The following is a 26,911-nucleotide window of genomic DNA, read 5'->3' as shown; positions in this document are numbered from 1 at the left end:
TATCGGATCGACGAGATGCTCTCGTCATCGGCAGCTAAAATCGTATGTGCCTCTATCCCCGTTGCCGCGCGAAATCAAACCGCAGTTCAGCGCCGGTGGAAGTCGGACGCTTGCGCACCCACCATGCAAGGTTTGAATGGATTGGACATCTCTACCTTTATCGGTTCAAGGATCGCTGTCATGCTGGGCCGACCGGAACTCGCCGTGCCCAGCGAGCGGACCGGCGCCGCACTGGCGCCTACCAACACCCAGCTTTGAAGCGCCCGTATCCCCACGTGGCCGGATCGCTGCTACCCGGTGACGATAGCGGACCGCCTATTTGAGAACCGCAGCGAACGCGCGGTTAGCATCCGTTTCTGGCGCGCCATCGAGCACCTCAGGAATTAGGCTTGAAACATGAACTTCAATGCATCACTAATTTAGATTAACAGCTAGGGAATATATGCATGATCACTGCTGCACAGATGCGAGCCGCCCGGGCTCTTGCCGGCATCGACCAGAAGACGCTTGCAGAGCTGGCGGGCGTGTCGGTGCCAACGATCCAGCGCATGGAGGCCAGCGAAGGCATTGTACGCGGCGTGATCGAAACGCTGACGCGAGTGATCGAAGCGCTCAATGCCTGCGGCGTAGAATTGATCAGCGACAACCAGGCGAGCGAGCGCGGCGGGCGCGGTGTCCGCCTGGTCCAGCCGGGATCCTCCAGCGATGCGAGGCAGTGAAACGCGGAGGTGTCTTCAACGGCGGCAATCGCCGATCCTGACGTCTCCCCCCCGCCACCTTTAACCAAGGGCCGGAAGAACAAATGGGGATATCACGGCAAGCGAAGACTGGAACGGCCAGCAGCCCGACGACGGCACAATTTTCCAGCCCATCGTTCTGGGAATTGTACACACCTAAACTCGTCACGGTGTTGCGCGAGGGATATGCCTGGTCACAATTGCGCAGCGACACGGTCGCCGGACTTACTGTGGCGATCGTGGCTCTGCCGCTTTCCATGGCAATTGCCATTGCCTCGGGCGTCTCCCCCGAACGCGGCCTCTTCACCGCGATAGTCGGCGGTTTCCTGATATCGGCCCTTGGCGGCAGCCGTTTCCAGATCGGAGGACCAGCAGGTGCCTTCATCGTGCTCGTAGCATCAACAGCGCACCACCACGGGCTCGAAGGCCTGCTTCTGGCGACAATGATGTCGGGTGTCTTCATGCTGACCGCTGGCTATTTGCGGCTCGGCACCTATATCAAATTCATTCCCTATCCCGTGACCATCGGCTTTACGGCCGGTATCGCTGTCATCATTTTCGCCAGCCAATTCAGAGAACTGTTCGGACTGAGATTGCCGAGCGAGGAACCGGGCGAGCTTTTGGCGAAGCTGGCCGCACTGACCGCAGCAGCGCCCACGCTTAGTCTTTCAGCGCTTGGCGTGGCGATACTGACAATCGTCACAATCCTCACCCTGAAACGTTTACGGCCTGGCTGGCCAGGGATGCTGCTCGCCATCACCGCCGCATCGCTCGTCACTGCCGTCTTCGATTTGCCTATGGATACCATCGGGACACGCTTCGGCGGTATTCCGCGCAGTCTACCACTGCCGTCGATGCCTGCGATTAGCGGCGACCTTTTGCTTGCCGTTTTGCCGGACGCCATCGCCTTCGCCCTGCTTGGCTCGATCGAGTCGCTACTTTCAGCGGTCGTTGCCGATGGCATGACAGGACGGCGCCACCGTTCCAATTGCGAGCTCGTAGCACAGGGTGTGGCCAATATAGCCTCGGCGCTGTTTGGCGGCATCTGTGCGACCGGCACGATCGCGCGCACGGCAACAAATGTTCGAGCCGGCGCCTATGGCCCCGTCTCTGGGATGCTGCATGCCTTGTTCCTCCTCGGATTTATGCTAATTGCCGCGCCCCTCGCGAGTTACATTCCGCTCTCTGCGCTCGCCGGCCTGCTCACGGTCGTTGCCTGGAACATGATCGAGACGCAGTCGGTGGCCGCCCTGCTGCGCTCCTCGCGCGGTGACGCGCTGGTGCTGATCGTCACCTTCCTGCTTGTTGTTTTCCGCGATCTGACGGAAGGCATCGTCATTGGTTTCGCGCTCGGCGCAGTGCTCTTCATCGACAGGATGTCGAAGACGATCGCGGTCGAAGCTCACACCTTTTCACAGGTCGAAGACATCGCCGATGAGGCAAATGGTGGGCGCAAGCCTTATCATACGGAAACCGCCAGCGATCCGGACACAGTCGTCTACCGCATTTCCGGTGCCTTTTTCTTCGCCGCTGCCTCGACGGTCGGCGCGATCCTCGATCGCATCGCTGACCAACGGCAAAACTTCATCCTTGATTGCTCGGCCGTCCCATTTCTCGATTCTACTGCTGCGAGCGTTATAGAAGGCGCGGTTCACAAAGCTGGACGCGCCAAGGTGCGCTTCTTCATCACGGGTGCCTCGGCGCAGGCCCGCCGCATGCTGTTTGCGCATAATGTGCGGCCACCGCGCGTGCGATACAAAGCCACGATCGAAGGGGCACTAAGGCAGATCGAGTGTGAAGATGGACCTGGCGGAGTATAACAGCCGTACGATTGTGGGGCCGATTCAACGCCAGCGTCCACAGTGGAGAAATGGGAAACGGGTGCGATGAGTAGCCCGCGCGCAGGGATCCTATGGCTCGAAACCTACCTTGATCCCTCGCATCTTTCTACAGCCCTAAAGGACAGCCCTTCTTTGCTCTCATTCAGCGCTGCCGTAATTATGGGTGACAAGGAAGAGGCAGCTCGAAGACTGCGAGGCGACGCGCCGGTTCCCGACGATACATTATGCGATCCGAGAAGCCCTGCGACGCAATTTGCAGATCGATCACGACGTCTCTTGCGCGCCGACAACCCCCAACGCTGGTCTGCTGAAGCATTCGCGGATCGTAGCGTCAGAACGGTCAAGGAGGCGACTTATCTCATGCGGCGTCAGCCTCTAGACCTCGTTGGCGGCTCTGATCAGCTCGGAGATGAAGGCGCGTCGGTGCTCCATTAACGATTCAATTTCGGAATGCCGGTTCGAGAAAGTTCGGGGGCGATGCACACCTTTCCGGACGATTTTGTCTCAGTCTTCGTGTTATTTCCTGTATATCAGGACGGGGATGGTCGAATGCGTAAGAACTTTGGCGGCGACGCTGCCGATGATCAAGGCGCCGACACCGCCGCGGCCGTGCGAAGCCATGATGATCAGATCGGCGCCGATATCCTGCGCTTTTCTGATGATCTCAAGGTAAACCTCGTGAGCGCTGGTTTGATCGGTCACACAGCGAACGCCGGCCGCTTCGGCCCTGGTCCGAGCGGCGCGAAGCGTCTCGGCAGCATGCACTTCGGAAAGCGCCTCATATTGCGCCCGGGTGTTGCTGAGTTGCTCCGCATCCAGAGAAACGAGGTGAAAGGGCTCCGTCACGATAAGGATGGTGATTTTCGCGCCCACTTCCTTTGCGAACGTGATGGCGGCATCCACGGCCAGCGTCGCGAGCGGTGAGCCATCGGTAGGTATGAGGATGTTGCTGAACATGAAAGCCTCCCGATTGAAGTCGGAATCAAGGTAGCCGCATCGCCCTGAGCCACATTGACCCAGATCAATTAATTTAGCTTCACCTTATTTATTCGGTGAGCAAGCAAAAAAGAGCGAATGACCAGCTCCAGTCATCGGCATGGGTTCAGCCAACAGCGAGCGAACTTGCGAAAATGAACGACACACCGACGACGTGATACCTGGCCAATGTTTATGATATGTGCCGCCCCGAAGGCGGCTTCGTCACGAGGTTCTGGAAGAACTCAAACCGGCCGGTCTTTGGCCAAGATGAGAGATTGATCTACTTTCTGCAGAGCTTGGAAGATGTCACAATCCAAATGTCATACGGCCCGGTATGGCCCGAACAAGCCAACGATTGAGAAACGGCTCGCGTTCGAACTTAGGCGCTATTGGCGGCGAGCACACGGATGACGTCGTCGTCGCTCAGTTGGGAAAAATCCCCATAGAAATATCCAATCGCGTCCATCGACTGCGGTGAAATCAAACAACAGACTTCATCGACTTGTCCTTGCAGCGCCGCGACCGCTTTTGGGGAAGCCACTGGGGCCGCGACAACTATTCTTGAGGGTTGGCGTTTCCTGATGCCTTCGACAGCTGCACGGATAGTCGCTCCAGTGGCTATGCCGTCATCGACGACGATTGCGATGCGTTTGGCGATGTCGACGGAGCGCGGCCAGCGAAATACAAACTGCCGCGACGCTCAATTTCGGCGATTTCGCTTTTACAAGCGGCTTCAAATTCCGCTTCCGTCACTCGTGCCAGGGCAATGACCTCTTCCTCGCGCACAACTATTGGCTTGTTCCCGTCAACGACTGCCCCCATCGCGAGTTCCCGGTGCCAGGGAACTCCAATCTTGCGTACTAGGATCACGTCGAGAGGCGCTTGAAGATGGGTTGCAACCTCAGCGGCCACCGGCAAGCCCCCACGGACTAGGGCTAGCACCACCACATCGTGGCCGCGATAGTGCTCAAGAGCTCGAGCAAGCTGCTTCCCTGCCTCCGATCGATCTGAAAAGCGCATGATTTTGACTCCTCGCCCGTGGTGCTCATCGGCAGCCGGCCGCTCGCGCCGTCGAATTTTCCTGGTCGATGCGGTTCCACCATATCGATACTTGCGGATCGCTCTTCCAGCTTAGGGAACTAGGACGGCTGCCCCATTCAGTCTGCCGTGGCGAAGATCCTCGAGGGCTTCGTTCGCTCTCTCGAGGGGGTAGACGACCGTGTGCGTCTTTACCTGAGCTAAATCAGCGACGGGAAAGAACTCAAGGGCGTCGGCGCGCGTGAGGTTTGCGACCGAAACGATTTCACGCTCCTCCCACAGGATCGAGTAGGGCATCTCAGGAATATCGCTCATGTGTATTCCGCCGCACACCACCCGCCCTCCCTTGCGCACTGCGCGCAGCGCCGTCGGTACCAGCTCGCCCACAGGCGCGAAGATGATGGCGGCGTCAAGCACGCCTTCCGGCGCCTCGTCCGATCCACCCGCCCAGCTCGCACCCACACTGACTGCGAAGCGCTGGGCTCGAATGTCGCCGGATCTGGTGAAGGCATAGATTTGGCGGCCCTGCCACACCGAGATCTGGGTAATGATGTGCGCCGCAGCTCCGAAGCCAAAGAGACCAATACGCTTTGCGTTTCCTGCCTTTGTCAACGCCCGCCAGCCAATTAGCCCAGCACAGAGAAGCGGCGCAACAGCGACTGGGTCAGCCGCAGGCTCAAGCTTGAAGGAAAATCGTTGATCAGCGACAGTATGGGTGGCAAACCCGCCATCGCGCGTAAAGCCCGTGAAGAGCGGCGCGTCGCAGAGGTTCTCCAGGCCGGCCCGGCAATAGGAGCAATGGCCGCAGGTGAACCCAAGCCACGGCACACCAACGCGGCTTCCAACAAGAGACGGATCGGCATCGACACCGACCGTTTCAACGATCCCGACGATTTCGTGGCCCGGCACCAGCGGAAGTTTCGGATGAGAAAGTTCACCGTCGACCACATGCAAGTCGGTACGACAGACGGCGCAGGCCTCTACGCGTATTCGGATTTCGCCAGAGCCTGGCCGCGGATCGGCAAGGGTCTTCAGGACCAATGGCGTCCCAGGTTTTTCAAGCACCATCGCCTTCATCACACACCTCAACTGACACCAAAATTGACGAAGACGACTTAGGTCGCGCTCCAAGACGATTTCGGCCCTATCTGGGTCAATTGCCTGGCGGGGAAAGCCTGAGCGGGCTCGTCAATGTGACGATTTGGCGGTGTTGGTCTGAATCCACGATCTCCAGACCACTAAGCCCATCGACCCCTTCAAGAATTGCTATGCTGGCCGGCTTATGAATGAGATGATCAAGCCCTTCCATAGCAATTTCAAGCAAATCTCCCTTGGGATCGAAGGTGATGCCGAGCAAAGGGATCGATTTCGCCTGGATTTGGTCACCCAGTCGAAGGCCGGTAATCTCGACCTGCGCCTGCTTTCCCCGAAGGGCTTTTGCCATGCGATCAAAAAAGAAATGCCATTCGGACCGATCTAAGACGCGGCTGGTCATTTTCATACATCCGGGTTCCGGTCTGCCGCGATGGAAAGTGCCGCGGCGTAAGCGCCGAGCTCCGCCGCCAGCCTGTCGAACGTCGGCCGATCGGCTTCGATGGTGCCACTGGCCTTGGAGCCTTCGGCGATGACGGGTGGTTCGAACAGTGCCGCGAGCCTTTCGCCGGAATACATCCGAATGGTCTCGGCAGCCGCCTTGAAGGACTTTGAATCGTATGGCGAGGTGCCCTTGAACATGCCGTCGATGGACTTGGCGGCACCTGCCATCGCCTTCATGTCCTGCTGTCGCTCTGCCACTTTCAGTAACGTCGATTGGGCCGTCGCTGCGGAGAGCGCCATCGTGAAAACGGCGGCTGACAGGGCCAGTGTTCTCGCCTTCAATCTCAAGCTCCCTAGTTACTCCAATGCCTGGCACGCCAAGGATCCGCAATCGGCGCTCGATTGATCAAGGTCAAGGTCATGCTTGAGGAATTGCGCAATGTGCTCAAAGACAGCACAGGGTGTCGAACGAAACCATGACCGCAGCCAGTCACATCGTCCGGAAACGTGCAAAGGATTTTCTGGCCGTCCTCGTCGCAATTCTATTTCTGTTCGCGCCGATGGCTGAGGCCGCTCCCATGGATTGCGGGACACACACCGTCGGCAGTCAACATGCCGTCTCCTCGCAGTTTCTTCACGCCGACAGTAAACCACACTGCCCGAAAGCGTGCTGCATGAGCGTCTGCAGCCTGTGTTACGCGCTGTCCCCTGCCCCGACGCTCATCGAAGCGATCCTGAAGTCGGCTGGCCGCCGGGACCTAACCCTGCAACGGCCGATCGTCGGCATCAGTTCCCGCCCCGCCATCGGCCCTCCTCGATCCGCTGGCTGACCAGACCCGCTGCCTCCGATGGCTGTCCTGCGCGATCGCGTCCTTGGCGCGATCATCGTCCGCAAGGCTCCCGTGGACCGGAGGTCAATGAAAGCGAAGCGCCGTGAGTTCGTGGGCGGACAGATGTCTCACCTGCGCGTGACGAGGGCCAGACGGCCCTGAGCGGCTAGTCCCTGTACGGAAGAGACATTGCCATGGACGACAATAAGCATCACCACAAACATGAAGGTCACGAGCACCATCACCCCGCCAATCAGAATGCGACGTCTTCCGGGGCCCCGGACAAACCAGGCCCCCAGCAGGAGGGTGTGATCTACACCTGCCCCATGCATCCTCAGGTACGTCAGATCGGACCGGGCAACTGCCCGATCTGCGGCATGACGCTCGAGCCGGAGGTCGTGACCGCCGACACAGGGCCGAGCCCGGAGCTTGTCGACATGCGGCGGCGGTTCTGGGCCGGGCTGGTCCTGACCTGGCCTGTCCTGGTGCTCGAAATGGGCGGCCATCTCACCAACCTGCACATGCTGCTCGGTGCCCAGACGTCGACCTGGATCCAGCTCGTCCTGGCGACCCCGGTCGTTCTCTGGGCTGGCGCGCCCTTCTTCGAGCGGGCCTGGCAGTCGATCGTCACACTGCACCTGAACATGTTCACGCTGATCGCGATGGGTACGGGCGTTGCCTGGGTCTACAGCGTGGTCGCAACCGTAGCCCCCGGCCTGTTTCCGGAAACATTCCGATCCAGCGAAGGAGCGGTTGCGATCTACTTCGAGGCGGCGGCCGTCATCACAGTGCTGGTGCTGCTCGGTCAGGTGCTCGAACTGCAGGCGCGCGAGCAGACAGGTGGCGAGATCCGCGCCCTTCTCGATCTCGCGCCAAAGACCGCCCGCCGCATCCGCAGCGATGGCACCGACGAGGACGTGGAGCTCGAGACCGTCGCCGTTGGCGACAAGCTGCGCGTCCGCCCTGGCGAGAAGGTTCCGGTCGACGGTACTCTCCTCGAAGGCCGGAGTTCGGTCGATGAATCCATGATCACCGGAGAGTCGATGCCCGTCACCAAGGAGATCGGGGCAAAACTGATCGGCGGCACGATGAACCGGACAGGCGGCTTCGTCATGGAAGCGGGCAAGGTCGGCCGCGACACCATGCTGTCCCGGATCGTCCACATGGTCGCCGAGGCGCAGCGCTCCCGCGCCCCGATCCAGCGGCTCGCCGACGAGGTCTCCGGCTGGTTCGTGCCGGTCGTCATCCTGATTGCCGTCATTGCCTTCGCGACGTGGATGATGATCGGACCGGAGCCGCGGTTCGCCCACGGACTGGTCGCAGCCGTGGCGGTGCTCATCATCGCCTGCCCCTGCGCGCTTGGTCTCGCCACGCCGATGTCGATCATGGTCGGTGTCGGCAAGGGCGCGGGTGTCGGCGTGTTGATCAAGAACGCCGAAGCGCTGGAGCGCTTTGAGAAGGTCGACACGCTGGTGGTCGACAAAACGGGAACACTGACCGAGGGCAAGCCGAAGGTCACCGAAATCGTCGCCGTGAGCGGCCTATCTGAAGCCGAGTTGCTGCGACTGGCTGCCACCTTGGAGCGGCCGAGCGAACATCCGCTCGCAAGCGCCATCGTCGACGCCGCCAACGAGCGTGGCCTGGAACTCGTGTCCGCGGAAGACTTCGACAGTCCGGTCGGCAAGGGCGTGACGGGCATCGTCGACGGTCGCAGGCTCATCATCGGCAGTCACCGGATCATGTCGGAGGAGAAGGTGGACGTCTCTGCGCTGTCGCAGAAGGCGGAAGAACTGCGTGGCGAGGGAGCAACCGTGATCTTCGCGGCCATCGACAGCCGCCTGGGCGGACTATTTGCTATTGCCGATCCGATCAAGGCCACAACACCGGCTGCGGTGGAGGCGCTGATCAGGGACGGGGTCCGCGTGGTGATGCTCACCGGCGACAACAAGACCACCGCCAGTGCGGTCGCCCGCAAACTGGGGATCACGGAGGTCGAGGCGGAAGTCCTGCCCGAGCACAAGAGCGAGATCGTCGCCCGTCTGCGCAAGGAAGGCAGGATCGTGGCCATGGCGGGGGACGGCGTCAACGACGCCCCTGCCCTTGCCGCCGCCGACGTCGGCATCGCCATGGGAACCGGAACCGATGTCGCGATCGAAAGTGCGGGCGTCACGCTACTCAAAGGCGATCTGCAGGGCATCGTGCGCGCGCGGCGCCTCAGCCATGCGACCATGGCGAACATCCGGCAGAACCTGTTCTTCGCCTTCATCTACAACGCTGCAGGCGTACCCGTCGCCGCCGGCGTGCTCTACCCGGCTTTCGGGCTTCTGCTGTCGCCGATCATCGCGGCGGCCGCTATGGCGCTTTCGTCCGTCAGCGTGATCGGCAATGCCCTGAGATTGAGGAGCGCACGGATATGATGTGGGATCGCAGATGGATTTTGTTTGCCGCTTCGCTGGCAGTGATTGCCGCATTCTTCGTACTTCGCGAGCACTGGCAGCACGTGTTGGGTCTCACGCCCTATCTGCTGCTGCTTGCGTGCCCGTTGATGCATCTCTTCCATGGACATGGGCACGGCGGGCATCGCCATGACCGTGGAAGCCACCCGACGGAGCCGGGGGACATCACATGAGCTACGTTCGCTCGGCAGAATCCGTCACCGATGTTGCAGCTTCCCCCGAGACGCTTTTCGACTTCCTCGATGGCCAGGCCGCCCTCGGTTCACACATGGGGAAGCCGTCGATGATGATGCTCGGCGGACGGATGTCATACTCGCTCGAAGATTCTGCCGGACGCGCTGTCGGATCCCGCATCTCGATGCGAGGCAGCGTGCTCGGACTGGAGCTCACCGTGGACGAGGTGATTGTCGAACACCGGCCTCCGGTCAGCAAGGTCTGGGAGACGCTGGGGCGGCCGGACCTCCTTGTCATCGGAGCCTACAGGATGGGATTCGAGATCCATGGATCCGGTGGTGGCTCCCAGCTACGGGTATTCATCAACTACGACGATCCGGCAACGGTGGCGGGCAGAATTATCGGCCCGCTCCTCGGGCCCATCTATGCACGCTGGTGCGTCACGCGGATGGCTCGTGATGCCGCCAGCAGGTTCCGGCAGTGACCAACGGGAGGATGCCTCTCTCGGTATCCTCCCGACAAAGCTAGCGAGGACTCACTTGGTGTGTTCCTTGACCCAGGCGCTCATCTCCTCGATTTCCTTCTTCTGAGCGTCGATGATCTTCTGGGCCATGGACTTGGCCTGCTCGTCATCACCGTATTTCAGCTCGACCTCGGACATGCTGATCGCGCCCATGTGATGGCCGATCATGCCGCAGACGAACGCGAGATCAGGGTCCTTCGCCATCATTCCCTGCATCATGGACGGGTGCATTTTCTGCATGGACTCCATCATCGCTTTCTGATGGTCGGCCATTTCGCCGGTCTGCATGCCGCCTGGCATCTTCATGTCGCCACTCATCGAAGATGCCGATTTGCATGCGTCCGGCATCGCCATCTGAGCCGACGCCGTTTCGGTCGCTGCGAGAAGGATGGCTGGTATGGCCGTCCCGGCGACTATGAGCTTAAGCGAGCTGTTCATTGTACTCTCCATGTTCGGAAGGACGTGTGTTTCAGATCGGGAGAGTGCTGGTCTTGGGCGGCGGATGAAGCACGCGGACGAGCAGGAACGCCTTCGCCTGCACTGCAAGCGGGCTGCGAAGATGTGGGGAGTGGATCTTCGCCGCACGCATCCAATCCACCAGAACCGCACAGCACTGAGATTTTGTGCAGCAGCCCGGCGGCGAGGCGATGTCGGAAGCGTGATGGTCAGGCTCCGTGACGGAGGGGCAATGGCGATCGACATGAACGGTCGCGCCCAGTGTGCCGTGCAGACTGAGAATCCCAAGGCAGAGTGCACCGATTAATATGACCTGGAGTGAAATTCGGAAGGCAGGCATGGGGCGCGTTCCCTTCGAGCCTACAATCCGCCTGCCGATCAAAAGTTCCGCGCTGGAACGGGCGGTTTGCGGATCGGCTGGTTGTGGATGTCCGGCGACGTAGACCCATGATGGAACCTACGAGCGGCCGCACGGTTTCGAGGACGTTCGGAACCAGCGGAGGATGTCGCCATGAAGGCCCAACACAGGCAGCCAGTCCAGCATCGGGACGGGACCGTCCCCACCCTACATCACGTTTGCGGTCAACATGGTTCTCGGCCTGATCGTGATGTACTTCGTGATGTTCTCGATGATCGACGGCTGGGCGGACTTCCGGAACAATCTCAACATGGCCTACATAGCGCTGACGATGGTAGCTCCGATGGGCATCAGCATGCTGGCGACGATGGGTGGAATGTACAGGCGCGTCGGGCTGAACGTGGCCTTGCACATTGGGCTTGCCGTACTCTTCGTCGCCGCATTTGCGGGGACGCGCAAGCAGGCCCTGATCGACGACCAGGAGTTCGTAGCCTCGATGATCCCGCACCATTCGGGCGCGATCCTGATGTGTCGTGAAGCAAAACTTGCCGACGAGGAGCTTGTCAATCTCTGCCGCCAGATCTCCGAAGGGCAGCGCAAGGAAATCGAGTAGATGAACGCAATCAAGGCACGGCAGGAGGGCTCTGGCTGATGCCCGTGCGCGCACCTCAAGAAATCGGAGGGATGCAGACCGCGTTCCAGAGATCGTCCTTCCAGTTGCTCCCCTTGGCTCCGGACGTGGGTATTCGGTACTCGATTCCTCGTACCGAGATCGCTGCCGGCTCGGCACAGCGAACCGACGCCCTATGTTTGCTCGGGTCGGTGTAGGTCCTGCCTCCCTCGTCGCTCGTTTGCGACACCCCGATGAAGACGTCGAAGTCGTACTCAACACTGGCCGCAGCCTGGTTTTCGACGAGGCTGAGGCTGACCACGGTGTTGTCGGGAAAGTGCGCTTTGTGAAAGACGTCGGGTTCGGTGGCGGACGCTGACGCCAACAGTATCATTTCGATCGAAAGGATTGAAAGAACCGTACGCATTCACCCCTCCCCCGGTTCATGCGGCCATCAGACCTTATACCACGATCATCGGATGCAAGAGGAGTGAAATGGGCTGGGGCGCAGTGAGCTTTGTCTTCGCCTGCGCCCTAATATCATCCGCGGCAGCCGGGACTGGAAGCAGCAGCGTCACGTACTAGAGTGCGCGGGCACTGACAACGAGACGCCCCGCTCCCTCGGCGAGAGCCGTTCTATCGATAGGAGCGTCAATCCCAGAGCGACGGCGTTGAGCAGATGCCAGATGAAGTGTGTTCCCACACTCCAGGATCCGCAGAGTGGTGCATTCAGGATCCGAAAGACCAAAGCAGCGGCGCGAATGGTTCCCGAGTGGGTGGCGGCAAGAGATCGGGTCTTAGCCGAGATGAACCAGGGGACTATGCCGATCCTGCGCAATTTCGGCATCGTCCTACTTGTCGGTTACAGCGCCGAAATCCTGCTGCGCTTTCTCTTGCGGCAGAGCGCAAGCCGGAGCGCCGCTCGGGCCGGACATGGTCTAAACTCTCGGGCGCTTCCGTAGGCTATCCCAGAACGGCAACGCGCCCAAGAGCAGCAAGAATCCAGACCGCAACTTAGCAGATCGCTGCGCCAAGCAGGTCGTCGGGGCAGGCCCCGTGACAGCGCCAAGATGGGGCGGCAACAAATCCAGCACTCTGCGGTCCAACGCTCGTCTAACGCTAAGTTTTTTGAGATATTGAGCAGGGCAGATCACCCGATCTGCCCAATCATCACGGGAGGATGTACTATGCCACTGTTCATAACCACAGGGTGCTATACAGCCAAGTCAGCGAAGGGAATGATTGATAGTCCATCGAACCGGGAAAAGGCGGCCCGTGGCATCATGGAAGCAGCGGGTGGGAAACTGCATTCCTTCTACGTCACGACCGGCGAGACCGATTGGATGGCAATTACGGAATTCGACGATGGCGCTGATCTGGTCCCCGCACTTCTCGCCGTAAGCGCATCGGGAGCCGTCTCGAATGTCAAAACCGTGCGAGCCTACACGGGCGCGGAATTCAAGACTGCGCAAGAGAAGGCGGGCAGAATCGCATCTTCCTACAAACCCCCGGTAAAATAAGCAGACCACTGGTTGAAACATCTCTGGCAGCGGACCGAACCTCCGCTGCCAGAAACGATGCGTTGGCGCGCAATGCGGCCGTGGTCGAGCGCGCGGTCAGTTCGATCGCGGCATGCGCCCGCCACCTACTCGATTCGCTGGGAACCTCTTCGTCGTGATAGCGAGGAGGTAGCGTAAAGGCGCGCGCGAGAACAGCTATCCGGTTCGCATAAGAAAGTCCGAGGACGACCAGCAGTATGTTCGCGTCCTGGAAGACACACTCAACCCCCGCGGCAAGGCGATCATCAGTACATTTGATTTTGATGGGCCGGAAAAATGCAGCGGTCTGCCGGTCGCCCGTTACGATGCCGAACGTCTACAGCGGGTTCTCGGCAGTCGTTTCGAGCTCTCCGCCTCCTGTCACCACGAACACGTGACGCCTTGGGGAGCCGTTCAGAAATTTCAATTTGGCACCTTTGTGAATGTTTGAGTTAAATCAGGCTCAATTGACCACACTTCGAGAACCTGCATCAGAGGCGGCGGGCTTTTGAAAACCTTCAATCGCGTTGGTCGCCCTAAAAGGAAGGTTCGTATGCTGCGCCCTTGCCCGCTTTGGGCTGAAAGCTGACTGCCGAACTGGGAGGGTTCAAACAATCCCCCGGTGGCGGTTCTCGTGATGGGTAACACCAGCCAGCGGCTCCCTCGATACTCACTGCACTCATAGTGGCATCGAAAATAACGCTTGCAGAAATAGCAAGCGCCACTATATTTGCTAGCATGAACAGCAAGCAGAAAAAGACCCTCGCGGCGGTGTTCAGAGATCCGGTCTCGGGAACCATCGAGTGGGCCGCTATAGAAAACTTGCTTGTGGCTGCCGGCGCGAAAGTCATCGAAGGAAACGGCTCTCGCGTTAAGTTCGAAAAGGACGGCATAATCGCGAGCTTCCATCGTCCTCATCCCGACAAGGAGGCAAAGCGTTATCAGGTTCGCGACGCTCGCGAATTCCTGACGCAAATTGGAGTAGAACCATGAACACCATGACTTACAACGGTTACCACGCTCGCATAGAATTCGACGCGGAGGACGAACTGTTCTTCGGTAAGATTGCTGGCATTTCTGACGTAGTCGGGTTTCACGGGGACAGCGTTGCTGAACTGAAGAAGGCGTTCCATGAAGCTGTCGATGATTACCTTGAGACCTGCAAGAGCGTCGGCAAAGAGCCTCAAAGGCCCTATTCCGGCAAGATGATGTTTCGAGTCGCTCCCGAAGTGCATCGCCGAGCTGCTCTGGCTGCCGAACTTTCGGGAAAGAGTCTCAATCAGTGGGCCGAGGAGGCATTGGAAGAAGCCGCGGCGCACTTCGCAGAGGCCCGTCTTTCGGCATAGGCCATTCGCTTCCCCGCAAGGCCGGCATTCCAGTCGATACATTATGCGATCCTTCTGTAACGGGCGTTGCGTCAATCCCTTGTGAGCGTATTCCCTCGCCGAGTGCTTGCTTCTGTTGGGGTCGTCTAATCGCACGGCATTTTGCAAGTGTTTTTTCAAAGATCAGTCCGGCCGGCATCGCGGTCAGTGCCGGAGAGCGAACGATACAGGTGCGAGCGTCTGGTTTGTGCGCGCGCCAAGTGAGCGTTTGCCGGAAGCAGGGTCGTCTTCGCGGTCGACACACGGTCGCCGCATGATGGGGCTTCGCACGTCGAGTGTTCCAATGTGGACGACGCAATCCGCCGGTTACCTGCGATTGCACCCCAACACGCGGAATCACCGTGCCTACGTCCCGGCAGGGACGTTCTGACGCCAGTCCATCAGGACGCTGGCGGAGAGTATTCGGATCAGCTAGCCGTTGGCTGGATCCATTCCAACTGCCCGATCAAAAAGCTGACCAGTCTTGAGCATCGCGTGCATAGTGACAGACAATCTGCGCGCAACGGCGACCGCGGCACGTTTGAAACCCAGCCTTTCCCTTAGCTTTAACCCCCAAGAGCGCAGGCCGCTATCGGCACTGCGTGAGGATAACAGTTGCAGCTTCGAACAGGAGACCGCGCAAAAGGGCGTCGCCGCGGCGCAATGCCTGTGGCCGCCCCATCGCTCCAATTTTGCAATCCTTCTTTTCGAATTGACTGCATGGTCATTATGATATTATAGTCATTATCGAGGGATGGAGGAGGAGAACTATCAATGAAGCTGCAAGCTTCGCGCGCCGCGCTCGGGCCGTTCTTCTTCGGCCTCGAAAACGAACATTCCGACTCGCGGACCGCCACGACATGTCAGCGATAAAATCCAGGATGAACCGGCAGGTTCTCAGGACCATTCTTGTTGCCCTGCCCAAAGTGCTCAACCACACAGCCTCCCGCGTCCCTGCGTTCCGGGAGCGGTTGAGGCAGCGGGACGTCGTCGCATGGATCGGCCTACAGGACGGCAGCATCGGCCGCATCGTGGAAATCCGAGGCGGCAAATTCCGCTCCCGTCCGGGCACGGCGGCCGAGGGCGAAGTGGTCATGTCCTTCAAGGACGTGGCGACCGCCTTGAAACTCTTGCTGCCCAATCGCGATCAGGGTGAGATCATCCACGCGGCCAAGAACTTTAAGGTGGTGACCACCGGGCCCGACGAACTGATTGTCTGGTTCACGCAGACTCTCAACATGAGCGAGACCGCCGGCGTGGCCATGGGGATGCCCATGCCCGATGGCAGCCATCGCTTCACCACCTGCACCAACGGCGGTCCCCTGTTCGTCTATGTCAAGGATGGACGCATTCTGCGGGTTACGCCGATCGAGTTCGACGCAACCGATCCGTCCACCTGGGTGATCGAGGCTCGCGGCCGCAAATTTAGTCCGCCTCGGCGGGCGCTGGTAGCGCCGCACGCCTTGACGATGAAATCCCTCGTCTATTCGGACAAGCGTATCCTCTACCCGATGAAGCGGGTGGATTTCGATCCCAATGGCGAACGCAATCCCCAGAACCGCGGCAAATCCGGCTACGTGCGGATCAGTTGGGATGAGGCGCTGGACATCGTCGCCACGGAGATCAATCGGCAGAAGCGCGTCCACGGGCCCGGTTCCATCACGTTCCCCATGTCGTCCCACCACCAGTGGGGCAATGTGGGCTATTACCTCAGCTCGCTGATGCGCTGCGCCAACCTGATCGGCTTCACCCGGGTTGCCGCTAACCCGGACAGCTGGGAGGGCTGGTACTGGGGCGCAATGCACCATTTCGGCAATTCAATGCGGGTCGGCGTGCCTGCGGGCTATGGCGGGGTCGAGGACTGCCTCAAGGAAGCCGAGATGATCGTCTTCTGGTCCTGCGATCCCGAAAGCACCAATGGAGCCTATGCGGGGTTCGAGGGCACGACGCGTCGTCTATGGGCCAAGGAACTCGGCATTGAGTTCGTACATATCGACCCGCATTGCAATCCGACAGCCCAGTTGCTGGGCGGACGCTGGTTTCCCGTCCGTCCGCAGACCGATGCGGCCCTGGCCCAGGCGATCATGTATGTTTGGGTCACCGAAGGCCTCTATGACGAGGAGTACGTCGCCACTCGCACCACCGGCTTCGACGAATGGAAGGCGTACCTGCTGGGCGAAACCGATGGCGTTCCGAAGACCCCTGAATGGCAGGAGGCCGAGACCGGCATCCCTGCCAGGGACGTGCGCGCCCTGGCCCGCAAGTGGGGCGGCAAGAAGGTCTACCTAGCTGTCGGAATGACCGGTACGGGGTTCGGCGGCGCAGGCCGCGGCGCGACCGGAGCCCAGTGGGCCCGCTGCATGATCATGATGATGGCCATGCAGGGCTGGGGCAAGCCGGGCGTCAATTTCGGCGGTCTCCAGATCGGCGTCCCGCACAACCTGCACTTCTATTTTCCGGGCTATGCTGATGGAGGGATTTCCGGGGACCTGGCGTGGACCGGCAATGCGGTCAACAATTATCAGCGCATGCCCCACATCCTGACGATGAATCCCGTCAAGCAGATGGTGCCGCGCCAGCAACTGCCCGACGCGATCATCAACGGCCACGCCACCGGCTATCTCTGGGACGGTATGGCCCAGGAGGCCCAGTTTGCGCCTTTCAGCTATCCCATGCCGGGCTACTCGCCGATACACATGATCTACCGCTACGGCGGATCGTCCCTGAGCACCGTAACTCGATCGGGGCGCTGGGTGGACGCCTATCGGCACGAGAGCATCGAGTTCGTGGTGAACCAGTCCATCTGGATGGAGGGCGAGGCTCAGTTTGCCGATATCATCCTGCCGGCCTGCACCTCGCTGGAGCGCTGGGACATCGGCGAATGGGCGAATTCCGGAGGCTACGCCCATCACGGTGTTAACGTCGTCAACCATCGCGTCATAACTCTCCAGCATAAGTGCATCGAGCCCTTGGGCGAGTCGAAGTCCGACTACGACATATTCACAGCCATCCTGACCCGGCTGGGCCTGGGCGCCGTCTTCACCGAAGGCTGCAGCGAACTCGACTGGGCCAAGCGGGTTTTCGATTCGTCAGATCTGCCCGGCGAAATTTCCTGGAAGAAATTCTGTCGCAAGGGCTACTACGTCGTGCCGCCCGAAAAGCCGGAACTGCGCCAGCCCGTCGATATGCGCTGGTTCGCCGAGGGCAGGCGCAAGGATCTGCCGGAACCACTCCCGATGCCATCCCAGTATGCCGAAGAGTTTGGCATGGGCCTGCAAACGCCGAGCGGCAAACTCGAATTCGTGCCCGAGATCCTCAAGCGGAACACGGCGGACAATCCGGATCGGCCGCCAGTCAATCGTTACATTCCCTCCTGGGAAGGGTTGCGCACCACCGAGCTGACAGAGCGCTATCCGCTTCAGATGATCGCCACTCATAGCCGCTACAGCTTCCACACCAGCATGGATGGCAAGAACAGCGCGGTCAATCAGGTCGAGGACCACCGTGCCTTGGTTGCAGGCCATCGCTTCTGGTTGCTGCGGATCAACCCGGCCGATGCCGCCGCCCGCGGCATTGGTCATCGTGACCTGGTGAAAATCTTCAACGATCGCGGAGCCGTGATCTGCGCCGCCGACATTTCGGCCCTCGTGACCCTGGGCGTCGTCAAGTCCTATGAGGCCAGCGCCGAGTTCCAGCTTATCGAAATTGAAGGAGAGACCGTCGAGGTCGGCGGCTGCTTGAACATCCTTACCCCGGACCGGTCGCAGACCCGCGGAACCAGCAGCATGGCTCCCAATTCCTGCCTTGTGCAAATCGAGAAGTGGCAGAACGCGGACGCCTTCAAGATGGCTGCGCGGCGTAGGAGGAAGTCTTGAGCAAATGGAATCTGATCATCAACGTCGGCCGCTGCGAGAACTGCCACAATTGCGTGATCGCGGACCGGGACGAACATGTCGGCAACGACTTTCCGGGCTACGCGGCGCCGGCTGCTGCCGTGGGAGAGAGCCCTATTCGCATCCTGCGCCGCGTACAGGGCAGTGCGCCGATGGTGGAGACCACTTATTTGCCAGTGATGTGCAACCACTGCGACGACGCGCCCTGCATGCAATATGCGGGCGACGCCATCCGCAAACGCGACGACGGTATCGTTATCATTGATCCAGAGAAGGCTAAGGGCCGCAAGGACATTCTCGGCTCGTGCCCGTACAGGGCAATCGTCTGGAACGAGGAGCAGCAGGTGCCGCAGACCTGGATCTTTGATGCCCACCTGCTCGATCAGGGCTGGCAGCGGCCTCGTTGCCAGCAGAGTTGTCCGACGGACGTCTTCGAGGCGGTGAAACTCGATGACGCCGCCATGGAGCTAAAGGCGACCACCGAGGGGCTCAAGGTGCAAAAGCCCGAGCTCGGAACTAAACCCCGCATCTGGTACCGGGGTCTGGAACGGTGGGAGACATGCTTCATCGGCGGCAGCGTCAGCGCCGACATCGCCGGGGCGGTGGAATGTCTCGAAGGGGCGGAGGTGACCCTATCCCAGGGAGGCAAGCGTCTCGCGAGAGCCACGACGAACAGCTTCGGCGATTTTGGCTTCGACGGTTTGCGGGGTGACGGAAGCACATATCGTGTCGAAGTGTCCCATACCCATGGCAGCGTCTGGCGCAACTGCGTCCTGTCCGAGAGCGTCTATCTGGGTGAACTGAGGTTGACCCGTCCCGGCGCCGCAGATTCGCGGGGAGGCGCCGATGCTTGAGAGTGACAACAGCCGCTCGGGCATGACCCACCGGCGAACAAGCCGGCAGGAGAGCCGGGGAACGAATGTTGCCCGTATTCTCAGCGCGGCAGAGAAATTGTGTTCCCTTTATGGCTCCAGGAAAACGAACGTGTGCGATATCGCCGGCTACCTCAAGATGTCGCCCGCAAACGTCTATCGTTTTTTCTCTTCCAAACTGGCGATATATGACAGGCTTGTTGCGCGTGTGCTCGAAGACAACTTTCCCGTCATTCAACTCGACTCCGGAACCCTTACGAGTGCCGAAACGCTCCGAGAGTTCATGCTGGGGCTGCATGGACGGGCCCTTGCTCTCATGCGGGATGAGGACAAAATATTCGAGCTGCTCACGATCGCCGATGATGAGCGCTGGCCCGCTTTCGAGGCACACGCACGACGCGTTAAGGGCATCGTCGCTGAACTTGTCGAACAGGGTGTTGATGAACAGGAATTTCGACAACAGGACAGTCTTCGGGCCGCTGAATGCCTTTGCGCGTCAACTGCGGCACTCTGGGAACCCAAAGCGATAGAGAATTTCAATCTCAGGCACCCGCTCATCACGCCCGAAGACCTGATTTCCTTTAGTGTTGGGGCTCTCCGGAAGGGTCCTTCTTAATGCTGGCGATGATTGCCGGCACCAGTCTCGCTGCAGTGCTACTGGTGCAGCAGGGCCATAAGACCTGGGCGGATGGTGGATCCGACGCGGCGGAGTTCGTGCTCCAGGCACTTGAGATCGAGCCGGAGGAAGCTCGTCGCATCGCTAATTGGGAGTTGCCGCCGCTGTCCAAGTGAGCCAGCGCGGACCTACAGGGAGGAAGATCACTATGCTCGCAAAAACCCATGGCGGCGTCGGTCGCCCTATTGTCGCATTGCCCGATGTTGAGGCATTCGAGCAAATCCCGCTGCGGGACCGTAACCTCCCCGCAAGCACCTACGAGATGCTTACCCGCGGCGCCGCTATCGTGCCGGATCAGCTTGCCCTGTCCTTCTTTCTGCGCTCTGACAACTTCCGTGATCCCTTCGTCTGGACGCATGCCGAGCTCATCGCTGACATCACGAGGACAGCCAATGCCCTGCGGCGGTTGGGGATCGGCCGATGCGACGTCGTGGCCTTCGTGCTGCCCAATCTGCCCGAAGCGCATTTCGTGATCTGGGGCGGAGAGGCGGCGGGCATTACCTTCGCGATCAATCCGCTGCTTGAAGCGGGACAAATCTGCGAGCTCCTCATTGCCGGGAAGGCAAAATGGCTCGTCACTCTGGCTCCCTTTCCGGGAACCGACATTTGGCAGAAGGCGACCAAGGCCGCGGAGAAGGTGCCGGACCTGCAAGGAATTCTAACCGTCAGTTTCGCACCGTATCTCCGCGGGACCACAGATGAAGCGACGGATGTACGCTCGCAGGCGCCGGGTGTCGACGGCCTTTCCATCCCCGTTCTCAGCCTGCGTCAGGAAATTGCTGGGGAACGCGGCGAAGGCTTGACCTTCGAGATGCCCAGCCCCGGAGATATCTCTTCATACTTCTGCACAGGCGGTACGACCGGACTGCCCAAGATCGCCGCACGCACCCATTTGTCGGAAGTGTTCGACGCGTGGTCCACCCAAACCTTCATCGGGGGTGTGTTCGCACCGGGCAAGACGATCTTCTGCGGCCTGCCGCTCTTCCACGTCAATGGACAGCTGGTGACGGGCCTCATCCCGTGGTCGCAAGGCGGGCATGTGGTCATGGGCACGCCGCACGGCTATCGCGGAGAGGGAGTTATTCCATCCTTTTGGGAGATCGTCGAACACTATCGTGTCGTGGCCTTCTCGGGCGTTCCGACTGTATACTCGGCACTGATGCAGGTGCCGGTCGGCAGCCGCGACATTTCGAGCGTCGGATACGGTTTTTGCGGCGCGGCTCCGATGCCCGTGGAACTGTTCCGCAATTTCGAAGAGACGATCGGAATCCGCATTCTGGAGGCCTACGGCCTGACGGAAGGCGCCTGTGTTTCCAGCGTCAATCCGCCGGAAGGCGAACGACGTGTCGGCTCGATCGGCCTACGCCTCCCCTACCAGCAGATGGCAGTGGTCAGACTTGACGATTCGGGCGGCTTCACCGGGTTCGCCGAGACGGACGAGGTCGGCGTGCTCGCGATCCGCGGGCCGAATGTCTTTGCCGGTTACATCAATGCCGAACACAACAAGGGGCTCTGGCTTGAGATAGACGGCGAGCGATGGCTGAACACCGGCGATCTCGCCCGCCAGGACACCGACGGCTACTTCTGGCTGACGGGTCGCAAGAAGGAGCTCATTATCCGGGGCGGGCATAATATCGATCCCAAGCTGATCGAAAATGCCGTGCAAGATCACCCGGCGGTACAACTTGCCGCAGCGGTGGGAAGGCCCGATGAGCGCGCGGGAGAACTGCCGGTGCTCTACGTCCAATTGAAGCACGGGACGACCGCAACGGAGGCGGATCTGCTTGCCCATGCCGTCGGCCGTATTCCCGAGCGCGCTGCGCACCCCAAATCCGTCCGGATTCTGCCCACGCTCCCCGTCACACCCGTCGGCAAGATCTTCAAGCCAGCATTGTCGATGCTTGAGATTGAGGATGTCGTACGTCAGGAGGCGGCGGCGTCCGGCGTGACGCTCGAATCCCTTTCGGTCATTCAAGATGCCCGGCTCGGTCTGCTTGCCAGAATTGCAGCCGAGGGCAATTCAGGCCCACTCCGCGAAAAACTGGGTCGCTACGCCTTCAAGACGCAATTCCTCTGAACACTCGCGAGAAGAAAAGGAAGCCAGTCATGGCGATCAATTTTGCCCGTTACGAGATGGGGGCGCCAGCACTCTCGTGGGCAAACCAGCAGTCAGGAAACCAGTCATGAACGCTCCAACTCGGATCCCCGTCACCAACCTTCAACACCACGTCTTCTACGTTACCGACCTGGAACGCTCAAAGGCTTTCTATATCAAGGTCTTCGACCTGCAGTTCTCCGCCCTCAATCATCCGGACAGCAGCGCCGCGATGCGTTTGTCGCAGCAGGAAATGCATTTCTTCTCGTTCGGCTTCCACCATCACGACATCTGCCTGGTGAAGCATCACAAGCTGAAGATGGACAACAATTCCATGCTGCACTTCACGCTAGCCGTGAAGGACGCAGAGGCATTCGACGACGTCAGACGCCGCGCACGAGACATGGACTTACCGATCCGCGAGGGGCGCATGCTCACCTCCGCGCACCCTGTATCGCGTGCTTTTTGCCTCCAGGACCCCGACAGGCACTGGATCGAGATCATTGAGGAGCCCAGCATATGAGCAATACCGCTCTCGTTCCCCCGAACGTCCTGCCCCCATTCAAGCTACGCTTCGCGGGCCTCCTGAAGCGGAAATGGTTTCGCGAAATGGTGCTGTTGTGGCCGACGCTGACGAAGCGGCGGTTCTCCAACAAGACTGAGGACTACGGCGTCTTCAAGCCTTCGCTCGTTTCTCATATCGGACAGCTCTCCATCTATGTGCGCGACATCGCGCGAAGCCGGGCCTGGTACGAGAAAGTTGCCGGCATGATCCATAGCCGCACCTGCGAGCTGGAGCCGCATCCGTTCAAGGAAGGGTGGCGCCTTCGCTGCTGCTACATGAGTGCAACTGACCACGAGGATTGCCTCGTGCTCGTCGAGGAATACGATCCTTCAGGCAGGATTACCGTACCTTCGGGCATGAGCTTCTTCCATTTCGCGCTCGAGGTGAAAGGAAACCAATTGGAGGATGTCCTGGCCTTTGCCAAGCAACAGCAGGCCGACGGATTCCAGTTGAACTACGGTCCAGTCCGCCACAACAGCGAACCGCCTTTGGGCGACGGCGAGACCGGCGGCAACGTCGCCTGCTATCTCTACGACCCCGACTGGCACAATGTCGAATTCTGCGGGGCAATGGACACGATCGAGAACTATCGCGAGCGATATGGGGAGCTCAAGGGCAAGGACCGCGCGTAACGCCGCTCCGACCTTCAAAGTGCTGTGAGCGGAGATTCGAGCCGCTTTCCAAGCGACCCCCTCAAAAAAGGAAATGAAATGGTAGTTAAAGTGACCCGATTTGCGATCGGTGGAGAACCCTTGTGGGGAATTTTGGACGAAGAAGAGATCGCGCCGCTCGAAGGCACCTTCGTCTCGACTGCGGACATCCTGCGCCTTCCTCCAGCTCACCTCAAGGCGCGGGTAGGCGCTGAACGTTTCCCGATCAGCTCTGTAACCATTCTGAGCCCCGTCACAGCGCCGACGCAGATCGTTTGCCAGGGTCTGAATTATGCAGATCACGCGGATCAATCGGGGCATTCATCACGCCAGAAGAACCTGCTCTTCATGAAGGCCGCCTCCTCGCTGTCTGGAGCGTTCGATCCCGTCATCCGGCCGCCAGGATGCCAGATGCTCGACTACGAAGTGGAACTTGGGCTTGTCCTGAAGCGACCACTAACTGCAGGCGACCACGTCACCCGAGAGACCCTCGGCGATTTCATCGGCGGACTCGTCTTGTGCAACGACATATCGGCCCGCGACGTCATGTTCGGTGAAGCCTTCTTGCAGTGGTTCCGCGGCAAAAGCGCCCGGACCTTCTGCCCTTGTGGCCCGTGGCTGGTCATTCCCGAAGCGGACGAGGTGGCGGATCTGCTCGACAGGATTGAGATCCGTCTCTGGCTGAACGACGAACTGCGGCAGTCGGCCCATTCCCGGGACTTCGTCTTTCGCCCGGAAACCTGCCTCAACGACATTGCGTCTCTGATGGACCTGGCTGCGGGCGATCTGGTCCTGACAGGGACGCCGGGCGGCGTGATCCTGCAAGCGAGCGTCCCCCTCGCCCAAATCCTGACGACCAAGCTTTTCAAGGATTCGGAGCGGAAGGAAGCGATCGTCCAGGAAGCAACCGCGCACGCACGTTACCTCGCACCGGACGACATTATGCGTGCCGAAATGCGCACCGATGACAGCGCCGTCGATTTTGGCAGGCAATTGCTCGCAATCGTGGACGCGTGATCTCGGCGGGATCAGGACGCGCACGACGTCGCCGCCCGCACCATTGCCCGATCGGCGGGGGTGTGAAGGGCTCGTGTGTCACCTCCTGGTCTAACCCCTGCCCCGGAACAGCGGTAGCGCGCACGGGCTGCAAGCAAGAGAGCAATGCGCATTTCCTTGGGCTTTGCGGAAAAGCGACACGTCTCGGAGGAGGGAGACCCGCATGAAAGCTATTAATTTGTCGACCGGATTGTTCTGTCTTTTGGTCACACCGGCGATGGGAGGAGGCTTCGATCTCCTGGGGCAGCCGAATGAAGCCCTCTTCGAGACGGGACGCTACGTCGAATTCGGGATCGGCTTTGGCAGTCCGAACGTGGGGGGACAAATCATTGCCGTCGGGCCCCCGTTTGCTTCCGGCGATACGGCGCCCTCGGTTCCATTCTACAATGGCGCCTTCAAGGCCGATATCAACGAACAATTCTCAGGAGCGGTCATTGTAGACAATCCTTATGGACGCAGAGTCGAGTATGATAGCGGGCCGCTGTCCGGTCTGTCGGGAAAAGTCGAGTCGATCGCAGTCACAGGTTTGCTGCGTTACAAGCTCACGGATCGTTTCAGCGTCTTCGGCGGCCCCAGACTGCAACGTATGGGTGGCGACACCGATATCTCAGTTTTCGCAGGCGGCGTGCCTGCCGGGATTGGCAACGTCACCTTTGACGACACCTGGGCGGCGGGCTACGTGGTCGGGGCGGCCTTTGAAATCCCGGAGAGCCATGTCCGGGTCGCAGTTACCTACAATTCCGCGATCGACTACGATTTCGACACCTCCGGTGCCTATCAAGGGACCACGGATGTCGAGACCCCGCAGTCGGTCAACGTCCATCTCCAGGCGCCGATCAGCCTTTCCACATTGCTCTTCGCGACGTTTCGCTGGGCCGATTGGAGCGAACACACGATCAGTCCGCCGGGCTATCCCTTGGGATCGCTCGTCCACTTCAACGACACGAAGACCTACACGCTGGGCGTGGCACAGATGTTTAGTGAACAATGGTCGGGATTCGCGTCTCTGACATACGAGCCCTCGACTGACGTATGGGCTGAAGGGCCACTCGACGCAACCGACGGCTTGTGGGGACCCACTCTTGGCGCAATCTACACGAAGGGCCAGACAAAAATAACGGCCGCCATCAGCTACTATCAGTTCGGTGATGCTTCGGGTTCATTCGGAAATTTTACGGACAACGATCTAGTCAGCGCCGCCGTCAAGGTGGGGTATTCGTTTTGATCCTCGCTGCCGGAAACGGCGTCGCGTACCGACGTCGTCTTCTGCTTGGCGCGAATTCTGCAGGCTTCCATGCCGTAGATCGACTGCATGATCTCGACCGTGCGCGCTAAGGGGCGCCAAACATGAATGGAGGCAGCTAGGCAGAAAACAGGTCTGCCAAGCAGACCTGTCCTCAATACGCGATCCTCCCATCCACGATCTGCCCGTTCGAGGGAGAAAGTTCGCGTTTCAACACTTCGCGTGCATCGCCGCTGATGACCGATACCGGGGCCGCGACGGCCACGCGGGCAGCCGACCCGGCGAAATTGGCAGCGGCCACTCCCACGCGATCCGCGAATGTCTCCTCGCCGCCCGAAAGCGATTGGCCGGCCAGACGCCGGCCGAGCAGTCGCACGATCTCCGGGCTATCGGCAAAGGCATTGTGGCCAAGCGGATCGTTTGACGCGACGCCGCTCGTGTCGATGATCGAAACGCCAAGTTCCTCGAGGGTGGCGGCGTAGGGTCTGAGATTAGATCCTCCGACCCGGTCAACTCCGCCCGACAGGAAGCGCGACACCTCTAGCGCCTTGTCACGTGTGGATGTCAGAATCGCGAAATGCGGCCGCTTTGGCCCCATTTCGATAAACTGCCGGCGAAACACATCGATGTCGATGTCCGGCGACGCAAGAATGACATTCTTGATCTTTGCCGGGATCGATTTTTCGCGCATGGCAACACCGCGCAGTGCCTCCGCCGCGAGCCAGGTCCCCATCGAATGGGCGAGAATCGTCACTTCGTCGACATCGGGGCTTCGGGTGGCCTGAAGGATCATGTCCTCCAAGGCACGCCGCGAGTAGTTGGCGCTCTCCTTGTCATAGAGGTAGTCGAAAACGCGAGCCCGCGATGGCCAGGCGAAGAGTATAGGTGCCGCATCGGTGCCCGAGTCGTGCACGATCTGGGCGAAGCGAAAGACGGCGTCGGCATAGGTGTTGTTGAAGCCATGAACAAAGATGAGCACCTGCCGCTTGGCGTTCCGATTCTTGCGAAACCATGCGAGAGCCTGCCCTTCCGCTGCAACCTTGCCGACTTCAAGGACTGCAAACTCCTTTTCCGGATTCGGCGGAACGCGTGAGGGCCACTGCACCTCGCCGATCTTGCGGTTTCGATCCGGAGGAATGGAGACGGTGAGGTTATTAAGCGAGATCGCCGTTCCACGCTCGCCCGAATAGAGGCGACCGGGATCGTCGGATGGCCTTCGCGTCGTCGCCACCAGCATGTTCACCCGGCTGGCGTCGCTGGCTGCCACCTGCTGAGGCTGAAGGACGTTCTCCACCCGGGTCGCGCAGCCGGAGGCAAGGACACTTAACACAATAAGGGAAGCAAGCGCCCGCGGCGGAAACGCACATATTGCAGCGATTCGGCGCGACCGGGCACTTCGTTGCGGCCCCCGGGCGAAACCTC

The 26,911-nt window shown here is 60.0% G+C and carries 28 protein-coding genes and 1 pseudogene; 19 read left to right on the top strand and 10 right to left on the bottom strand.

Annotated elements, in window-relative coordinates; genetic code table 11:
• The first annotated feature begins 446 nt into the window (after window positions 1-446).
• On the top strand, window positions 447-719 hold the full coding sequence (locus tag BLU35_RS26245) for a helix-turn-helix domain-containing protein (protein WP_093235121.1): 273 nt from the start codon (window positions 447-449) through the stop codon (window positions 717-719).
• An 83-nt stretch (window positions 720-802) separates the two neighbouring features.
• On the top strand, window positions 803-2,557 hold the full coding sequence (locus BLU35_RS26240; RefSeq protein ID WP_093235120.1) for a SulP family inorganic anion transporter: 1,755 nt from the start codon (window positions 803-805) through the stop codon (window positions 2,555-2,557).
• Between the two features lie 537 nt (window positions 2,558-3,094).
• Here the strand turns inward: BLU35_RS26240 and BLU35_RS26235 are convergent.
• From BLU35_RS26235 to BLU35_RS26215, 6 genes are all read right to left on the bottom strand, one after another.
• The gene (locus tag BLU35_RS26235) at window positions 3,095-3,535 is read right to left on the bottom strand and encodes a universal stress protein (RefSeq protein WP_058320835.1); all 441 of its coding nucleotides are present in this window, start codon (window positions 3,533-3,535) and stop codon (window positions 3,095-3,097) included.
• Window positions 3,536-3,935: 400 nt separating this feature from the next.
• On the bottom strand, window positions 3,936-4,178 hold the full coding sequence (locus BLU35_RS36750; RefSeq protein WP_353615050.1) for a hypothetical protein: 243 nt from the start codon (window positions 4,176-4,178) through the stop codon (window positions 3,936-3,938).
• Window positions 4,175-4,576, bottom strand: a complete 402-nt coding sequence (locus BLU35_RS36745) for a phosphoribosyltransferase (RefSeq protein ID WP_353615047.1) — start codon at window positions 4,574-4,576, stop codon at window positions 4,175-4,177. Before BLU35_RS36745 ends, BLU35_RS36750 begins: the two co-directional genes overlap by 4 nt.
• Before the next feature lie 111 nt (window positions 4,577-4,687).
• Window positions 4,688-5,671, bottom strand: a complete 984-nt coding sequence (locus BLU35_RS26225) for a zinc-dependent alcohol dehydrogenase family protein (protein ID WP_093235119.1) — start codon at window positions 5,669-5,671, stop codon at window positions 4,688-4,690.
• Window positions 5,672-5,747: 76 nt separating this feature from the next.
• Window positions 5,748-6,089, bottom strand: coding sequence for a DUF5335 family protein (locus tag BLU35_RS26220; RefSeq protein WP_093235157.1), 342 nt, complete (start codon window positions 6,087-6,089; stop codon window positions 5,748-5,750).
• A 2-nt stretch (window positions 6,090-6,091) separates the two neighbouring features.
• Entirely contained in the window at window positions 6,092-6,472 is a 381-nt protein-coding gene (locus BLU35_RS26215) for a cytochrome c (RefSeq protein ID WP_353615046.1), read from the bottom strand.
• Window positions 6,473-6,591: 119 nt separating this feature from the next.
• Here BLU35_RS26215 and BLU35_RS26210 point away from each other — a divergent pair, with 119 nt between their 5' ends.
• From BLU35_RS26210 to BLU35_RS26195, 4 genes are all read left to right on the top strand, one after another.
• The gene (locus BLU35_RS26210) at window positions 6,592-6,960 is read left to right on the top strand and encodes a hypothetical protein (protein WP_143032999.1); all 369 of its coding nucleotides are present in this window, start codon (window positions 6,592-6,594) and stop codon (window positions 6,958-6,960) included.
• 194 nt (window positions 6,961-7,154) lie between these two features.
• Window positions 7,155-9,377, top strand: coding sequence for a copper-transporting P-type ATPase (locus BLU35_RS26205; RefSeq protein ID WP_093235116.1), 2,223 nt, complete (start codon window positions 7,155-7,157; stop codon window positions 9,375-9,377).
• On the top strand, window positions 9,374-9,589 hold the full coding sequence (locus BLU35_RS26200; protein ID WP_058329486.1) for a DUF2933 domain-containing protein: 216 nt from the start codon (window positions 9,374-9,376) through the stop codon (window positions 9,587-9,589). Before BLU35_RS26205 ends, BLU35_RS26200 begins: the two co-directional genes overlap by 4 nt.
• On the top strand, window positions 9,586-10,074 hold the full coding sequence (locus BLU35_RS26195; RefSeq protein ID WP_093235115.1) for a polyketide cyclase: 489 nt from the start codon (window positions 9,586-9,588) through the stop codon (window positions 10,072-10,074). Before BLU35_RS26200 ends, BLU35_RS26195 begins: the two co-directional genes overlap by 4 nt.
• 51 nt (window positions 10,075-10,125) lie before the next feature.
• Here BLU35_RS26195 and copM read toward each other — a convergent pair whose 3' ends face one another.
• The gene (copM, locus tag BLU35_RS26190) at window positions 10,126-10,551 is read right to left on the bottom strand and encodes a CopM family metallochaperone (protein WP_093235114.1); all 426 of its coding nucleotides are present in this window, start codon (window positions 10,549-10,551) and stop codon (window positions 10,126-10,128) included.
• Between the two features lie 605 nt (window positions 10,552-11,156).
• Between copM and BLU35_RS26180 the strand changes: the two genes are divergently transcribed.
• Complete coding sequence (locus BLU35_RS26180) at window positions 11,157-11,540, top strand: DUF305 domain-containing protein (protein WP_093235112.1); 384 nt, start codon at window positions 11,157-11,159, stop codon at window positions 11,538-11,540.
• A 55-nt stretch (window positions 11,541-11,595) separates the two neighbouring features.
• Here the strand turns inward: BLU35_RS26180 and BLU35_RS26175 are convergent, their stop codons facing one another.
• On the bottom strand, window positions 11,596-11,964 hold the full coding sequence (locus BLU35_RS26175) for a hypothetical protein (protein WP_093235111.1): 369 nt from the start codon (window positions 11,962-11,964) through the stop codon (window positions 11,596-11,598).
• Window positions 11,965-12,724: 760 nt separating this feature from the next.
• Between BLU35_RS26175 and BLU35_RS26165 the strand changes: the two genes are divergently transcribed.
• From BLU35_RS26165 to BLU35_RS26155, 3 genes are all read left to right on the top strand, one after another.
• Window positions 12,725-13,057: a GYD domain-containing protein gene (locus tag BLU35_RS26165; protein WP_093235110.1), complete on the top strand. Its 333-nt coding sequence runs from the start codon at window positions 12,725-12,727 to the stop codon at window positions 13,055-13,057.
• A 756-nt stretch (window positions 13,058-13,813) separates the two neighbouring features.
• Entirely contained in the window at window positions 13,814-14,068 is a 255-nt protein-coding gene (locus tag BLU35_RS26160; RefSeq protein WP_093235109.1) for a type II toxin-antitoxin system HicA family toxin, read from the top strand.
• Complete coding sequence (locus BLU35_RS26155) at window positions 14,065-14,421, top strand: type II toxin-antitoxin system HicB family antitoxin (RefSeq protein ID WP_058324814.1); 357 nt, start codon at window positions 14,065-14,067, stop codon at window positions 14,419-14,421. The genes BLU35_RS26160 and BLU35_RS26155 overlap by 4 nt, the downstream gene beginning before the upstream one ends.
• A gap of 450 nt (window positions 14,422-14,871) precedes the next feature.
• Here BLU35_RS26155 and BLU35_RS26150 read toward each other — a convergent pair.
• Window positions 14,872-15,100: pseudogene (locus tag BLU35_RS26150) on the bottom strand (IS110 family transposase); the annotation flags it as partial.
• 220 nt (window positions 15,101-15,320) lie between these two features.
• On the opposite strand from BLU35_RS26150, the gene BLU35_RS26145 reads away from it, so the two are divergent.
• The 9 genes from BLU35_RS26145 (at window position 15,321) to BLU35_RS26110 (ending at window position 25,471) form a co-directional block, all read left to right on the top strand.
• Window positions 15,321-18,314 carry a molybdopterin-dependent oxidoreductase gene (locus BLU35_RS26145; protein WP_093235108.1) on the top strand — a complete coding sequence of 998 codons (2,994 nt, stop codon included), beginning with the start codon at window positions 15,321-15,323 and terminating at the stop codon, window positions 18,312-18,314.
• The gene (locus tag BLU35_RS26140; RefSeq protein ID WP_093235107.1) at window positions 18,311-19,186 is read left to right on the top strand and encodes a 4Fe-4S dicluster domain-containing protein; all 876 of its coding nucleotides are present in this window, start codon (window positions 18,311-18,313) and stop codon (window positions 19,184-19,186) included. The genes BLU35_RS26145 and BLU35_RS26140 overlap by 4 nt, the downstream gene beginning before the upstream one ends.
• Window positions 19,179-19,820 (top strand): TetR/AcrR family transcriptional regulator, encoded by a 642-nt coding sequence (locus tag BLU35_RS26135; RefSeq protein WP_286161637.1) that lies wholly within the window; start codon window positions 19,179-19,181, stop codon window positions 19,818-19,820. Before BLU35_RS26140 ends, BLU35_RS26135 begins: the two co-directional genes overlap by 8 nt.
• On the top strand, window positions 19,820-19,996 hold the full coding sequence (locus BLU35_RS35765; RefSeq protein ID WP_162764997.1) for a hypothetical protein: 177 nt from the start codon (window positions 19,820-19,822) through the stop codon (window positions 19,994-19,996). The genes BLU35_RS26135 and BLU35_RS35765 overlap by 1 nt, the downstream gene beginning before the upstream one ends.
• Window positions 19,993-21,957 (top strand): acyl-CoA synthetase, encoded by a 1,965-nt coding sequence (locus tag BLU35_RS26130; protein ID WP_286161636.1) that lies wholly within the window; start codon window positions 19,993-19,995, stop codon window positions 21,955-21,957. Before BLU35_RS35765 ends, BLU35_RS26130 begins: the two co-directional genes overlap by 4 nt.
• Before the next feature lie 106 nt (window positions 21,958-22,063).
• Window positions 22,064-22,498 (top strand): VOC family protein, encoded by a 435-nt coding sequence (locus BLU35_RS26125; protein WP_093235105.1) that lies wholly within the window; start codon window positions 22,064-22,066, stop codon window positions 22,496-22,498.
• On the top strand, window positions 22,495-23,172 hold the full coding sequence (locus BLU35_RS26120; protein ID WP_093235104.1) for a VOC family protein: 678 nt from the start codon (window positions 22,495-22,497) through the stop codon (window positions 23,170-23,172). Before BLU35_RS26125 ends, BLU35_RS26120 begins: the two co-directional genes overlap by 4 nt.
• A gap of 24 nt (window positions 23,173-23,196) precedes the next feature.
• Complete coding sequence (locus tag BLU35_RS26115; RefSeq protein WP_286161635.1) at window positions 23,197-24,207, top strand: fumarylacetoacetate hydrolase family protein; 1,011 nt, start codon at window positions 23,197-23,199, stop codon at window positions 24,205-24,207.
• A gap of 202 nt (window positions 24,208-24,409) precedes the next feature.
• Window positions 24,410-25,471 (top strand): OmpP1/FadL family transporter, encoded by a 1,062-nt coding sequence (locus BLU35_RS26110; protein WP_093235102.1) that lies wholly within the window; start codon window positions 24,410-24,412, stop codon window positions 25,469-25,471.
• Window positions 25,472-25,643: 172 nt separating this feature from the next.
• Here BLU35_RS26110 and BLU35_RS26105 read toward each other — a convergent pair whose 3' ends face one another.
• On the bottom strand, window positions 25,644-26,726 hold the full coding sequence (locus tag BLU35_RS26105) for an alpha/beta hydrolase (protein WP_093235155.1): 1,083 nt from the start codon (window positions 26,724-26,726) through the stop codon (window positions 25,644-25,646).
• Window positions 26,727-26,911 lie beyond the last annotated feature (185 nt).

The organism is Sinorhizobium sp. NFACC03, assembly GCF_900103435.1.
Lineage (GTDB): Bacteria > Pseudomonadota > Alphaproteobacteria > Rhizobiales > Rhizobiaceae > Ensifer.
The sequence above is the reverse complement of the archived record's forward strand: the minus strand, read 5'-3'. Positions and strand labels throughout refer to the sequence as shown.